At 68.4% G+C, this 14,043-nt stretch carries 9 protein-coding genes and 2 tRNA genes; 5 read left to right on the top strand and 6 right to left on the bottom strand.

Annotation, left to right across the window (positions count from 1 at the left end):
• Nucleotides 1–22: 22 nt before the first annotated feature.
• Together OX958_RS25290 and OX958_RS25285 are read left to right on the top strand one after the other, a co-directional pair.
• Nucleotides 23–805 (top strand): CDP-alcohol phosphatidyltransferase family protein, encoded by a 783-nt coding sequence (locus tag OX958_RS25290; RefSeq protein ID WP_270131908.1) that lies wholly within the window; start codon nucleotides 23–25, stop codon nucleotides 803–805.
• Nucleotides 806–1,717 carry a hypothetical protein gene (locus OX958_RS25285; RefSeq protein ID WP_270131907.1) on the top strand — a complete coding sequence of 304 codons (912 nt, stop codon included), beginning with the start codon at nucleotides 806–808 and terminating at the stop codon, nucleotides 1,715–1,717. It abuts the gene before it with no gap.
• Here OX958_RS25285 and OX958_RS25280 read toward each other — a convergent pair.
• Nucleotides 1,662–2,840 (bottom strand): AAA family ATPase, encoded by a 1,179-nt coding sequence (locus OX958_RS25280; protein ID WP_270131906.1) that lies wholly within the window; start codon nucleotides 2,838–2,840, stop codon nucleotides 1,662–1,664. The genes OX958_RS25285 and OX958_RS25280 overlap by 56 nt on opposite strands.
• Nucleotides 2,841–3,036: 196 nt before the next feature.
• On the opposite strand from OX958_RS25280, the gene OX958_RS25275 reads away from it, so the two are divergent.
• Nucleotides 3,037–3,510, top strand: coding sequence for a hypothetical protein (locus OX958_RS25275; RefSeq protein ID WP_270131905.1), 474 nt, complete (start codon nucleotides 3,037–3,039; stop codon nucleotides 3,508–3,510).
• Nucleotides 3,507–3,644: a hypothetical protein gene (locus OX958_RS25270; RefSeq protein ID WP_270131904.1), complete on the top strand. Its 138-nt coding sequence runs from the start codon at nucleotides 3,507–3,509 to the stop codon at nucleotides 3,642–3,644. Before OX958_RS25275 ends, OX958_RS25270 begins: the two co-directional genes overlap by 4 nt.
• A gap of 57 nt (nucleotides 3,645–3,701) precedes the next feature.
• Here OX958_RS25270 and OX958_RS25265 read toward each other — a convergent pair whose 3' ends face one another.
• From OX958_RS25265 to OX958_RS25245, 5 genes are all read right to left on the bottom strand, one after another.
• On the bottom strand, nucleotides 3,702–5,582 hold the full coding sequence (locus OX958_RS25265; RefSeq protein ID WP_270131903.1) for an ABC transporter ATP-binding protein: 1,881 nt from the start codon (nucleotides 5,580–5,582) through the stop codon (nucleotides 3,702–3,704).
• The gene (locus OX958_RS25260) at nucleotides 5,579–7,243 is read right to left on the bottom strand and encodes an ABC transporter ATP-binding protein (protein WP_270131902.1); all 1,665 of its coding nucleotides are present in this window, start codon (nucleotides 7,241–7,243) and stop codon (nucleotides 5,579–5,581) included. The genes OX958_RS25265 and OX958_RS25260 overlap by 4 nt, the downstream gene beginning before the upstream one ends.
• A gap of 330 nt (nucleotides 7,244–7,573) precedes the next feature.
• The gene (locus OX958_RS25255; protein WP_270131901.1) at nucleotides 7,574–10,399 is read right to left on the bottom strand and encodes a hypothetical protein; all 2,826 of its coding nucleotides are present in this window, start codon (nucleotides 10,397–10,399) and stop codon (nucleotides 7,574–7,576) included.
• A 92-nt stretch (nucleotides 10,400–10,491) separates the two neighbouring features.
• Nucleotides 10,492–13,281, bottom strand: coding sequence for a hypothetical protein (locus tag OX958_RS25250; protein ID WP_270131900.1), 2,790 nt, complete (start codon nucleotides 13,279–13,281; stop codon nucleotides 10,492–10,494).
• A gap of 448 nt (nucleotides 13,282–13,729) precedes the next feature.
• Nucleotides 13,730–13,800, bottom strand: a tRNA-Gly gene (locus OX958_RS25245).
• Nucleotides 13,801–13,944: 144 nt separating this feature from the next.
• Here OX958_RS25245 and OX958_RS25240 point away from each other — a divergent pair.
• Nucleotides 13,945–14,017 (top strand) — tRNA-Pro (locus OX958_RS25240).
• Nucleotides 14,018–14,043: the final 26 nt, after the last annotated feature.

Below are 14,043 nucleotides of genomic sequence, written 5' to 3'. Positions count from 1 at the left end.
AGACGCTGGCGCAGGTAACCCGGTGCGTTGGCGCCGGCCCGAGTTCTGGGAGTTTCTGCTGACCACACAAGACGCGGTGCGGGAACCGTTCGTCGGGTCGACGCGGTTGCGTCTGGCCGGACTCGCCCTGCATGCCTATACCGCGAGCGGAACGGTGCTCGCGCTCCTGATCGTGATCGCGGCGATCGACGGCGACGCCGTCCGGGCGCTCTGGCTCGGCCTGGCCGCGCTCTGGATCGACGGTACCGACGGGATGATCGCGCGCCGGCTCCGGGTGAAGGAGACCATCCCGTGGTTCGACGGCGCGATGCTCGACAACATCGTCGACTACCTGACCTACGCGTTCGCGCCGATCGTGTTGCTGTGGACCGGTGGCTACCTGCCGAACGGCTTCATCGGAGCCGCCCTGGCCGCGTTGCCGCTGCTCGCCTCCAGCTACCAGTTCTGCCGCACCGACGCCAAGACCGACGACCACTTCTTCCTCGGCTTCCCGAGCTACTGGAACGTGGTCGCCTTCTACGTGGTGATCCTCGGCCTCGGCCCGACCGCGACCGGCGTGATCCTGCTGACCTGCTCGATCCTGGTCTTCGTCCCGGTCAAGTACGTCTACCCGTCGCGGACCAGGATGTTCCGGACGATGAACCTGGTCACCACGCTGATCTGGCTGGCCGCGTACGCCGTCCTGCTGACCCAGATGCCTAACCCGAGCCCGATCGTGGTCGGGATCTCGCTGGCCTATCTGGTGTACTACGCCGGGCTGAGTCTTTATCTGACCTTCTGGGCGCCCCGGCGGAAGGCCGCCTGAGTGCTCCTCGGACTCGGTGCGGCCCTCGGCGCCGCGGTGGTTTTCGGGATCGCGGCGATCCTGCAGGCGGTCGGCTCCCGCAAGGTGCCGACCGGCTCGGAGCTCGATCCCCGGCAGTTCGGCGGCTTCGTCGTCGCCCTGCTCAAGCAGCCGGCGTTCCTCGGCGCGCTGGTGCTTCAGCTGGCCGGCTTCGGTCTGCACTTCGTCGCCCTGCGGCTGCTTCCGCTGTATCTCGCGCAGGCGGGTATCGCGGTCAGCCTCGTGGTCACTGCCCTGCTGGCGACCCGCTGGATGTCGGACCGGCTGTCCGTGATCGAGTGGGCGGCGGTCGTCGCGGTGTGCGCCGGCCTCGGCCTGCTCGCGGTCTCGGCCGGTGATGCCGGCGAGAGTGCCCGCCACGACGGTCTGATGATCGGCGTGATCGTCGGCCTGATCGCGATCGCCGTCCTCGCTGGTCTCGCCAGCCGGTCCCAGCACACGAGCGCGACGACGGTGCTCGGCGTACTGGCCGGTCTCGGGTACGCCGGAGTCGCGGTCTCGGTGCGGCTGCTGGACGACAGTTCGATCGGTGCGCTGCTCCAGAGCCCGACGACGTACACGCTGCCAGTGTCGGCCGCCCTCGCGTTCCTGCTCTACTCGCTTGCCCTGCAACGCGGTTCGGTGACGCTGGCGACCACGCCGATGATCGCGTTGCAGACCATCGCGCCGTCCGCGATCGGCGTACTGGTGCTCGGCGACGCCGTCCGCGAGGGCTGGTACGCCGGTGCGCTCGGCGGCTTCGCGGTGACCGCGGTCGGCGCGCTGATCCTGGTCCGCTTCGAAAGCGTCAAGGACGAAGCCGGGGTCACGCAGGACGCTAGCGAGCCGGCCACTTCCACGGCGGCTCGTCCAGAGGGCCCTGGCCCGCGATAGTCGTCCTGCCCAACTCCTTGACCAGCTCGATCGTTCGCAGGTCGAGCTCGGTCTCGTCGGAGCCGGCTTGCAGCGCGGCCAGGAACGGGCGCGAGTGGGTCACGACGATGACCTGGGTGTTCTGCGCGGCGGTGACGACGAGGTCCGCCAGGGCGGGCAGGAGATCGGGATGCAGGCTTGTCTCGGGCTCGTTGAGGACCAGCAGCGCGGGTGGCCGCGGGGTCAGCAGGGCAGCGACCCAGAGCAGATAGCGCAACGTCCCGTCGGACAGTTCCGCCCCTGACAGTGGCCGCAGCAGCCCGTGTTGCTGAAACGCGAGCTCGAACCGGCCACCGTTGTTCTGGATGCTCAGCTGGCTGCCTGGGAAGGCTTGCTCGATCGCCCGGCCGACGGCTCCTGGCGCACCGATCTCCTTCACGGTCTGCAGCGCGGCCGCGACGTCGGCGCCCTCCGGACCGAGCACGGTGGTGCGGGTGCCGATCTGCACCTGCCGGGCCGGCGCCTCCGAGTCGGTGCGCAGGTGGTCGTAGAAGCGCCACGACCGCATCCGCTCTCGCAGCATCAGTAGTTCCGGCGCGCGATCCGGATCGGCGTACTCACTGAGCATGCTGTCGAAGGACTGCAGTGGATGACCGCTGTCGCGCCACTTGCCGTCGTCGTCCCGGATCCGCACCCCGCCGCTGCCGCGATCCGCCAGCAGGGTGGCCGGCCGCAGGAACGGTCCGGCCCACAACACCTCGCGTTTGATCTCCGGATCGAGCGAGAAGGCCGAAGAGCTCGGTTGGGGCAGCCCGAGATCCATGGCGTAGCCGTAGTCCTCCGACGCGAATCCCATCCGCAGACTGACCGGCTTCGTGCGCCGCGTTCCCTGGATCAGTTGCTCGCCCCGCCGGATCGCTCCGGTCACGTTCTCCGGCCCCGCCCACAACGTCGACTGCAGGCCACCCTCACGAGCCAGCGCCGCCACAGCTCCGTTGCGCGAGGCATCGGCCAGCAGCCGCAGCGCCCGGTACAGGCTCGACTTTCCGGTCCCGTTGGACCCGGTGACGACGTTGAGCCGCCCCAACGGCACGACCAGCCGCAAGAGGGACCGGTAGTTCTCAATCGCCAGTGAGGTCAACATGCTCGCCACCGTAGCGACCCCCTCCGACAGCGCAGAGCTGGTGAGGGACCGCCTGCAGGAACGGAGAGTCCTGGGCGCGATGGGCCGGCACCTGCTCGAAACTGCCCTGAAGCGCTGAGCAGTCCGTGTTCTGCGAGAAGCCGCTGGCCGTGTCGGACGCCGACGCGTCGGCCATGCTCGGAGCTGCCCGGGAAACGTGGCGGCCGTCAACTTCTCGCTGTCCGACCGGCAGTCGACCCGGTACGTCGAGCGGGCGATCGCCGATGGTCGGGTCGGCGAGGTGCTCGGGGTCGAGATCCGGCTGGCGTTCCCGAGCTGGCCGCGCGCGTTCCAGGCGGAGGCGGCCTGGGTGGCGGGGCGGGCGCAGGGTGGGTTCGTCCGGGAGGTGTTCTCGCACTTCGCTTATCTCACTGATCGGCTGGTCGGACCGCTCGAGCCGGAGGTGGCCACGCTCGAGCATCGCGGCGCGGCGAGTGACCCGGCGAGTGAGACAGCGGCGTACGGGGTGATGAGGGCGGGTGGGGTGCCGGTGCAGTTGACCGGAACCGTCGGAGCGGCTGAGGTCGAGACTACGAGTGGGTACTGCGGGGCAGCAGGCAGTCGTTCCGGCTGTCGGCCTGGCGCGACCTCTTCGTTGCTAAGGGCAATGATTGGGAGCCGGTCGAGTTGACCGGTGAGCTCGGCTCGGAGGCGACTCGGCTGACGCTGTTCGCGCAGGCGGTGCGGGGTGAGCACTCACCGGACCTGGCTGACTTGGCCGCCGCCGAGCGGGTGCGCCGGGTCGTCGAGGCGTTCCACCGCTGAAGGTATGACGACTGCCCCACACCTGAGCGGGTGTGGGGCAGTCGCAGTACGGGCGGATCAGGCCAGGGAGTCTTCCCAGGCTCGGTGCAGATCGGCGTAGTTGCCACCGGTCGTGACGAGGGCGGACGGAGCGCCGTCCTCGATGATGCGGCCGTGCTCCAGCACGATCACCCGGTCGGCGGTCTCCACCGTGGAGAGGCGGTGGGCGATGACGATCGCGGTCCGGTCGTCCAGGATGGTGCGCAGCGCGCGCTGGATCAGCCGCTCGCTGGGGATGTCGAGGCTCGACGTCGCCTCGTCCAGGATCAGTACCGCGGGGTCCGCCAGGAACGCCCGAGCGAACGCGACCAGTTGCCGCTGCCCCGCGGACAACCTGCTGCCGCGCTTCTCGACGGCCGTCTCGTAGCCGTCCGGCAGCGCCATGATGAAGTCGTGCGCGCCGATCACCTTGGCCGCGTCGACGATCTCGGCCATCGTCGCGTCCGGTTTGCCGAACCGGATGTTGTCGGCGACCGAGCCGGTGAACAGGAAGTTCTCCTGCGTCACCATCACCACCCGTTCGCGCAGATCGTCCTCGGTCAGGTCCCGCAGGTCGATCCCGTCCAGCAGCACCTGCCCGCCGGTCGGGTCGTAGAACCGCGCCACCAGCTTGGCGATCGTGGTCTTGCCCGCGCCCGTCGTACCGACCAGGGCCAGAGTCTGCCCGGCCGGTACGTCGAGCTGCAGCCCAGGCAGCACCGGTACGCCGTCGACGTACCGGAACTGCACGTTGCGCAGCTCGAGGTGCCCGCGCGCCTTGGCCGCCGGCTTGGCGGGCTCGAGCGGCTCGGGCACGTCCGCCTTCTCGTTCAGTACGCCGGACAGCTTCTCCAGCGCCGCGCTCGCGGACAGGAAGGTGTTGTAGAACTGCGAGATGTCCTGCAGCGGCTCGAAGAACTGCCGCAGGTAGAGCAGGAACGCGGTCAGTACGCCGACCGTGACGTGACCGTGGTAGGCCTGCCAGCCGCCGTAGGCCAGGATCGCCACGATGGTGATGTTCCCGACGCCCTTGATCGACGGCATGAAGATCGCGTTGATCCGGAACGACTCGAGGTTGGCCTCGCGGTACTTGTCGTTGACGCCCCAGAAGATCTCCTGGTTGCGCGGCTCCCGCCGGAACGCCTGCACCGCGCGGATGCCGGTCATCGACTCGACGAAGTGCACGATCACCAGCACGACGGCCTCGCGGGTCCGCCGGTAGACGATCGCCGACCGGCGCCGGAACCACGCGGTCAGCAGGAACAGTGCCGGGAACGACAGCAATGCCAGCAAGCCGAGTCTGACGTCGAGTGTCAGCAGCAGGATCGCCGTACCGACCAGGGTCAGGATCGCCGTCACCAGCCCGTCGAAGCCGGTCTCCAGCATCTCGTCGATGACGTCCACGTCGGAGGTCAGCCGCGAGATCACCCGGCCGGAGGTGTACTTGTCGTGGAACGACGGGCTGAGCCGCTGGAAGTGGTCGAAGACGCGCCGGCGCAGCCCGAGCAGGATGGTCTGGCCGAGCCGGCCCGACCGCATCAGGAAGACCTGCCGCATCGCGGCCTGCAGCACGGCCATCGCGAACACGATCAGCACGATCTCGACCAGCGTCGAGGTGCCCTTGCCCGCCAGGATCGGCGGGATGCCCTTGTCGATCCCGAGGTGCACCAGGTAGGGCACCGCGAGCCGGGCCGCGTTCTCGATCACGACGATGCCGACCAGCAGCCAGATCATCTTCTTGTACGGCCGCAGCAGCTCGCCGAGCAGCCTGCGGGAGTCCTCCTTGAGCCGCACGGTCGTTGCCTTCGACAACTCCCGGTCCGGGTCCTCGGCGTAGCCGCGCCAGGTCTCCTCGGCGATCTGCTGGTCGCCCTGCTGGTCGTCCGGCTGCGGCTGAGGTGTCTGCTGAGTCGTCGTCATGCGTGCACCTCCTCCTCTTCGGCCGCGAGCAACATCCGGTACGCCGGTACTGTCGCCAGCAACTCGGCATGCGTCCCGACGTGGGTGATCGTGCCGCCCTCGAGCAGCGCGACCTGGTCGGCGAGCATCACCGTCGAAGCCCGGTGGGCCACCACGATCCCGGTCGTGGCGGCGAGCACGTTGCGCAGCGCCTCCTCGACCAGGGCCTCGGTGTGCACGTCGAGCGCGGACAGGGTGTCGTCGAGCACCAGCACCGCGGGCCTGGCCAGTACCGCGCGCGCCAGGGCGAGTCGTTGCCGTTGGCCACCGGACAGCGACATGCCCTGCTCACCGACCCGGGTCTCCAGCCCCCAGGGCAGGTCGTTCGCGAAGGTCGCCTGTGCGATCTCCAGCGCCTGCTGGACCTCGGCGTCGGTCGCGTCCGGCCGGCCGAGGGTGATGTTCTCCCGGGCGCTCATCGAGAACAGGGTCGGGTCGTCGAACGCGGACGCGACCGCGCTGCGCAGCGACTTCAGGGTGAGGTCGCGGACGTCGTGCCCGTCGATCGTGATCCGGCCACCGGTGACGTCGTACAGCCGGGGGACCAGGGCGGTCAGGGTGGTCTTGCCCGAACCGGTGGCGCCGACCAGGGCGAGCGTCGTACCGGGGGTGAGGTCGAGGTTGATGTCGTGCAGGATGTCGGCCGAATCAGGGCCGTAGCGGAAGCTGACGTTCTCGAAGACCAGGTGACCCCGGGAATCGGTCAGCACGTCCGGGCCGTCGGTGATGGTGGACTCGGTGTCCAGGATCTCGCTGATCCGGTCCGCCGACGTCATCGCCTCCTGCGCCATCGCGAGGATGGTGCCGAGCGACTGGACCGGCCAGATCAGCGACAGCATCAGGGTGATGAACGCGACCAGGGTGCCCAGCGTGATCGACTCCCGGCCGACGGCGAGCGCGCCGAGCAGCAGCACGATCACCAGCGTCAGGTTCGGGATCACCTCCAGGAACGTCCAGAACCGGGAGGCGAGTCGCACCTTGTCGACCGAGGTCTCGTAGAGCTTCACCGCGCCGTCGTCGAACTGCTGCTTGACGTGCTCGCGGCGGCCGAACGCCTTGATCACCCGGAAGCCGACCGCCGACTCCTCGATCCGGGTGGCCAGGTCGCCCTGCTGGTCCTGCACCCGGCGGGAGATCGCCAGGTACTTCTTCTCGAACTTGAGCGACACGAGGATGATCGGCGCCGCCGCGACCACCACGATCACGCCGAGCGGCCAGTACAGCTGCAGCAGCAGGAGGGTGACGACCACCAGTTGCAGGATGTTGATCACCAGGAACAGCAGGCCGAAGCCCATGAACCGGCGGATGGTGGACAGGTCGGCGGTCACCCGGGACAGCAGCTGACCGCTCTGCCAGCGGCTGTGGAACTCCATCGGGAGCGACTGCAGCCGGATGTAGAGGTCGTTGCGGAGAGCGGCCTCGAGGTCGCTGACCGCGCGGGACTGGGCCCACCGGCGGACCCAGACCAGCAGAACCTCACTGATGCTCAGGCCGAGGGCCAGCAGGCCGAGGGGGAGGAGAAGGTCGATCTCGCGGCGGGTGACCGGACCGTCGATGATGGCTCTGGTGACCAGCGGGACGCTGAGGCTGACGCCTACGCCCAGGACCGCCGTGCTGAACATCAGCAGCAGGCGCCACTTGTGCGGGCGGAGGTAGGGGCGAAGTCGCCAGAGATTCTGGCTTCGCCGGGGGACCTTGCGAGTCGGAGGGGCTGCGATAGAGGGCGCTTGGGCAGGTGGCTCTGAGGGCATCTGGAGGGGCGCACTTCCCAACATGCTCGGCACGGGAGTTGGTCGCGACCGGAAAACGGCGCACTTTCCACTATCGCTCAGTTGGTAAGCGCTTGTCCTGTCGTTTCCATTCCCTGGAGCTGAATTACCACTTGTTGCAATGAGCAAGCCCCGCCACCGAGCGGTGACGGGGCTCACGGTGATTACGAGTCGTGATGAGTGTCAGTTCCGCAACAGGGCGACGCCGTCGATGGTGGCTTGAGCGGCACCGACGGAGACGATTTTCAGGTCCCCGCTCCGGAACGGGGTGACCGGCAGCAGCGTGACCGTCACCTTGCTGCTGGGCGCGACCAGCGAGACCCGGCCTACCTTCACCCCTGCGTGGTAGACGTCGACGCTGCCCTGTCCGGGCCCGTTCACTGTCACCAGCGCGACCCGTACGCCGGCCTCGCCCGTCTTGGCGAGTGCTGCGCCGGTTGCCTTCAGTTGCGAGATGGTGCCCTTGTAGGTGATCGAACTGGTAGTCCGGGTGACAGTGCCCGTCGCTGTCAGCGCCCGGTCATCCTGAGGAGCGGCGGCGCAGACAGGTGCCGACCAGCCGGAGAGGTTCCCGGCGGCATCCCTGGCCCGGACCATGAAGCATCGGTCGACTCCAGCCACCGGTGCCCAGGTGACCGACGTAGCGGTCGTGGCCTGCCAGGCAGCCGGGTACTGCCACTTGCCGTTGGCCTGACCGGCCAATGCGTCGCGGTAGACCACGTCGTACGACGCGACCTTGCCGCTGTTGTCAGCGAAGGCGTACTTGAAGCTGCCGACCACTGCCGTGATGACCCGCTCTCCAGCGCTGCTGCTGGTCAAGGCGGGTGCCGTCCCGTCGACCTCGGTGCAGTAGGACTGGCTCCACTCGCCCAGGTTGCCGGCCCGGTCCCGCGCCCTGCCCTGGAAGCAGGTGTCGGTGCCCGGCGTGGCGTGATGCTGTACCGCGTTGGTCTGCTTGTTCAGCTTCTGCCAGAACGGAGGCTCGATCCAGGCGCCGTACGGGGCGGTGGGTGAGGTGCGGTCCTGGTAGCGGATGTCGTAGTCCACCAGCCCACTGGCTGGGTCCTCCGGCGTTCCCGGGTCCTTGAAGGTGAAGCTGAAGGAGACGGCCTGGGACGCCTGGTACCGCGGGCCGGCGTCGCCGCTGGCAAGTACCGGCGCGACGTGGTCGGTGTCGACCGTCGGCTGCGGTGCGAGCCAGTCCAGCGTGACGATCCGGGGCTGCAAGTCGCGGTCCTTGTAGATCAACCGGCCGACGTTCGCGTCGTCCGGTGCGAAGCTGATCCGGGTCGAGGAGTGGCCGGCGATCGGGCCGTAGCGGCGTTCAGGAAGGTTCAGCGCGTTGAGGTCCGTGACCCGCAGGTCGAGCTGGGCCGCGCCGCTGCCACGCGTGTGCTGGACCAGGAAATTGAAGCCGAGCTTCCAGCCCGCGGTCAGGGTGATCGTCCGCGGCGGTACCTGCTGGCCGGCGTCGACGATCCGGTCGGCGCCCTCGCAGTCGACCACCACCCAGCGCCCGGCCGCCTGGATGCTCGACGGACGCCCGCAACCGGGTCCGGCGTCGATCCGGGCTTCGAACCCGCTGGAGGTCGCGATCAGGTCGTCGCGCTCGTCCGGCCCCGTCCAGACCGTCTCGCCGTTCAGCCCGACGGGTCCGGGGAAAGTGCCGATCGGCTTCCGGGCAGTTACGTCGATGACCTCGATCCGGTTGGTGCTGTCCCGCAGCAGCCGGCCCACCAGTTTGCCGCCTCGGCCCAGCTGCGCCACGCGGGTGGACAGTGGGAAGGTGCCCCGGACGTCGGTGACCATGGCCGTCATCCCGGCGCCGTCCAACTCGCGATAGGTCAGCAGCGCGTCGCCGGCGAACTCCGGTGCGCGGTCGGCGCGATCCGTCTTCACTGCTGCAGTGGTCCAGGTCGCGCCCAGGTCCGTCGTCTGGTTGATGGCCGCCAGTGGGCTGTTCACGAGACCGTCCTGCGGCGGCTGCGAAGTACTGGTGACGACCTTGCCGCCGGACAACATCACATCGTCGGACTGGCCGCGGAACGGCGGGGTCTGGGCAATCGGCTGCAGAACCCCGTCAACGCCGATCGAGGCGACCTGCGACTGGGCGGTGACGAGCAGCCGTCCGTTGCCCTGGTCGGCCGCGTCGTGCAGCCCGGTGACAAGGTTCCTGGTTACGGTGCCGTCCTGCAGCTCGACCTTGACCAGTTCCTTGCTGTCCGGCATCTGCACGGCGACGTCGTCGCCCAGCGGGAGCAGCGGCTGCTTGAACGGTACGACGGTGGTGCCTTCGGCCGTACCGGTCCGGTCCTTCCAAGCGAGAGTGGTCGTGGTGGCGGTGTCCGACGTCTGCCAGATGATCCGGCCCGGAGTCAGCTGCGCCCACTCGGTCCAGGTGGCCGGCGTCGCCACCCGCGTCGTGGTACCGGTGGCGATGTCGAGCACGAACAGACCCGTCTCCGTGCCGAGCAGGAAGGACTCTTCGGTGCGGTCCAGCACCTTCGACTTGGAGGTGACTCCGGTGACCGGCGTCTCGACGCCTGCGAAGGTTCGAAGGACCAGTTTGTGTTCGTCGTTCAGCAGCATGCCGCCGGGATAGACGTCGTGGACCAGGAAGCCGAGCGGTGGGTAGATCGTCTGGACGGTGTCCGTCCCCACCCTGCGGATGAGGACCGCGCCGGGGAATTCCTGCAGCGCGTACTCACCGACGATCTCGGGGTCCTTGACCTCAGGATCGTTGCGTTGGTACTCGCCCTTGGCAGTGCCGTCGACGGCGCTCCTGACGCTCCAGGGCGCCGGCGCGAAATCCGCCGGCCTGCCGTAGTCGGTCAGGTAGTACTTGCTCGTCGCCGACAGGATCTGGACGGGCGGATCGGGCTCGAGGCGGGGGCCGAGCAGAGTGCCCTCGCCGAGATGGATCGGCGGATCCGCGGCCAGGGCCGGGCTCGAACCGAGGGGCAGAAGCGCCAGCAGGCAGGCGGCAGCTGTCGCAGTACGAAACTTCAAGAGGTTCCCTCCCACAGGACCGGCGAAGCCGGATCAGCGGGCGAAGCCTAGGTGGCGGAAGGGGCCAAGCCGGCCGCCTTCCGCCGTTGGCGTCAGTACCGCAGGAACGCCACGCCGTCGATCCGGGACTGGGCGGTGGAGGTCGAGACGAGCTTGATGACGCCGGTGCGGAACGCGGTGACCGGGAGGTAGGTGACCGTACGAGCCGTGGTGGTCGCGGCCAGGGAGACCGTGCCGACCTTGATGTTGGCGTGGTAGACGTCGACCTTGCCCTGGCCGGGGCCGTTGATGGTGACGAGCGCGATCCGGACGCCGGCCTCCGCGGCCGTCTTGGTCAGGAAGGCGCCGTTGGCCCTGAGGTCCGAGGTGGTGCCCTGGTACGCGGTCGCGTCGGCCACCCGGACCACAGTGCCGGACGACAGCAGCGCGCGATCGTCCTGCGGCGTCACCGAGCACAGCGGCGGCGACCAAGCCGACAGGTTCCCCACGACGTCACGGGCCCGGACCATGTAGCACTGGTCGAAGCCCGCCCGGGGTACCCAGTTGATCGAGGTGATGTCCGTGTTCTGCCAGGCCGCCGGGTAGGTCCAGACGCCGAAGGCAGCGCCTGCAGCGGCCTCCTTGTAGACGATGTCGTAGCTCCCGACCGAGGTCTCGTCGGTGTACGACCAGCGGACGTTCCCTGCCGCGCCCAGCTGGACCCGGTCGATCTTGAGAGTGAAGGCGACCGGCGCGATGCCGTCGACCTCACTGCAGTACGAGTTGCTCCAGCCGCTCAGGTTGCCGGCGTAGTCGCGGGCTCGGACCTGCCAGCAGGTGTCGGTGCCCGCGACGGCGCTGTAGCTCGCCGCTGTGGTTTTGAGGCCCTGCCAGCTCGGCACCTGGTTCCAGGCGCCGTACGGCGAGGTGCGGTTGGGGCGCTGCTGGATGCGGAGGTCGTAGGACAGCACGCCGGTCGCCGGGGAGTTCGGGTCCTGTGGGTCGGTGAACGCCCAGTCGAACGAGAGACTGGTGTTGTCGCGCAGCCGGTCGCCGGCGGTCGCGCTGGTCAGTACCGGCGCGACGGTGTCCGGCCGCTGCTGTGGGTCCGCCTTCACCCAGGTGAGGTCGATGATCCGCGGCCGGGCGTCCGGATCGGCGTAGATCACCTTGAAGCCGCCACCCCCGTCAGTGCGGAAGCTGGCCGGCTGCAGGAGCCTGCCGTTGATCGGCCCGTACCGGCGCTGGCCGAGGTCCTGGTCGTTCAGGTCGGTGACCAGAAGCTCCTTGGTGGAAAGCCCGTTGGCGTCCTGACCGACAGCGCTCTGTACTACGAACCCGTTGCCCAGCTGGGCATCGGCGCCGACCGTCAGGTTGCGCGGCGCCTCCGGACCCTTGGTGTCGACGACCTGGTTGCCACCGTTGCAGCCGCTGAGCAGTGCCCAACGTCCGTTGACCCGGTCCGGCCCGACAGTGCAGCCACTGGCGACGGCAACGGTTTTCGTTGCCTGAGTGGCCAGATCCTTGCCGGTCAGTACTCCGGTCTCGGTGACCTTCCACAGTGAGCTGTCGGCCAAAGCGAAGGGCACTGGGAAGTCGTCGATCTTGGTCTTCGTCGCCACGTCGTACACCGCGGCGGTAGCGGCGTTCGCCACCCGGTGCGAGACCAGCTTGCCGCCCTTGCCCAGTACAACGTCGTCAGTCGCCGGGAAAGTCAGGTCGCCTCCGGAGCCGCGCACTCGGGCCACACCGGCCTGGTAGGTCACCAGGGTGGTCCCCTCGAGCTGCAAAGGCTTCGTGGCGTTGCTGGTGGTCAGGGAAGTCCAGGTCGTGCCGTTGGTGGTCGTCTCGTAGACGCCGTGCTCCGGCTGGTAGTCAGCCGTCACCACACGCGCTCCGGACATCCCCACCGTGCTGACCTGGGCGGCGAAGGACGGCGTGGCCTTCACAGTCGTCAGTACGCCGTCGGCGCCGACGCTGGCCACCTTGCTCTGCGCACTGACCAGCAGCCGGCCGTTGCCGAGGTCTGCCGCGTCGTGGACGCCAGTGACGAAGGCGGCAGTGACGGCACCACCGTTGGCCGCGATCTTGGTCAGTTGCTTGGTCTCCGGCACCAGCACGGCCAGGTCATCGCCCACTGTCAGCAGCGGCAGGCCGAAGGGCACCTGCACGGAGCCGGTGGTCGCGCCCTGCTTCCAGCCGACCGTCTTGGAGTTGGCGGTCGCTGCGGTTTGCCAGAGGACCCTGTTGGGAGTCAGTGCGGCCCAAGCAGGGTTGGCAGGCAGCGTCGCTGCAGCAGTCGCGGCACCGGTGGCGGTGTCGACGACGCTGAGCTGACCACCCACGCTGATCAGGATCGAAGTCGCGGTCGTGTCCAGGATGACCGGATCGCCGAAAGCCGCGCCGGTCACCGGCTTCTCGATGTTGTCCACGGTGCGCAGGGCGAACGAACTGTCCGCCGCACGCGACAACAGAATCCCACCGGGGTAGGCGCCCTGATAGGCCGCGCCCGCCGGTACGTCGACCTGGCTGACCGTGTCGGTGGCGATGTCGCGGAAGCCGACCTGCGAGGCCGCGGTGGTCACGACGTACTTGCCGACCAAGGCCGGGACCTTGTCCGGCTCGTCGCGAAGTCGCGGAGAGGTCCTGACCACGGCACCGTTGGCGCTGCTGAGGATCTCCCACGCCTCCGGCGAGTGGTCGTCAGGCTGCCCGTACGACGTCACGTAGTACGAACTGGTCGCCTGCCTGATCTGCACCGCGGGATCGGCCACCGCTCTGGCGCCGACCGCCTGCCCCTCACCGAGGTGTTGCGGCGGATCAGCGGCCATCACCTTCACCGCGGCCAGTGGCAGCAGAACGACCGCACAACCGGCAGCGATCAACTTCGAGCGCAACATCATGGAATCCAGACCCCCTCGGCGGCGAACCACCGTGTTTTCCCCAAGACCCCGGCACCATAACCGGTAACCAGGAGTAACGGAAGTGCCTGTCAGGAAATCGGATGAACACGGGGAGTGACGACAATCGCCCACGCCGGCTCCTTCGTCGCCTGCTCCCCGCCCTGCAGCTACCTCGCTCCTGCGTCGCTCGTCCCGCTGCCATGACAGCACTGACGCGAGGCTCAGTTCAGCCTCAGCCCGGCGATGCTCAACCTCAGTCGAGCGAGGCTCGGCCAAGGTGAGGTTCGATCCAACTGCGCCGACGGCTCGCGCTCACCGGCTTGATCCTGAGTACTGACGTTCGCGGTAGGACGAACCGTTCACCGCCAATCCGACCGGCTGATCAACCAACCGTTCCGGCTGCAGGAACGACGAAAGGCCCCCGGGGACCGGGGGCCTTTCGGTGCTGAGCGGGTGACGAGAATCGAACTCGCGTAGTCAGTTTGGAAGACTGGGGCTCTACCATTGAGCTACACCCGCAGCGCCCGTCGTGGGCACATGGACATGATTCCACATTCCCGGGTCGCGGCTCAAACCGGTCCCCGGCAGGGCGGTGATCGAGAGGTCGCAGGGGGGTGGTGGCGCGAGCACTGGTTCGCGTCCACTAGACTCGTGCGGTCACTGCGGGGCGTAGCGTAGTGGCTAGCGCGCCTGCTTTGGGAGCAGGAGACCGCAGGTTCGAGTCCTGTCGCCCCGACAAACCCCATGCAGCACCGTGCAGCG

Source organism: Kribbella sp. CA-293567 (assembly GCF_027627575.1).
Lineage (GTDB): Bacteria > Actinomycetota > Actinomycetes > Propionibacteriales > Kribbellaceae > Kribbella.
Note: the sequence above shows the minus strand (reverse complement) of the source record. Positions and strands in the feature narration are given on the sequence as shown.

Coding starts and splice junctions, on each gene's coding strand:
- OX958_RS25280 (WP_270131906.1), bottom strand. CDS start 2,840: ATGTTGACCTCACTGGCGATTGAGAACTACCGGTCCCTCTTGCGGCTG.
- OX958_RS25265 (WP_270131903.1), bottom strand. CDS start 5,582: ATGACGACGACTCAGCAGACACCTCAGCCGCAGCCGGACGACCAGCAG.
- OX958_RS25260 (WP_270131902.1), bottom strand. CDS start 7,243: ATGTTCAGCACGGCGGTCCTGGGCGTAGGCGTCAGCCTCAGCGTCCCG.
- OX958_RS25250 (WP_270131900.1), bottom strand. CDS start 13,281: ATGATGTTGCGCTCGAAGTTGATCGCTGCCGGTTGTGCGGTCGTTCTG.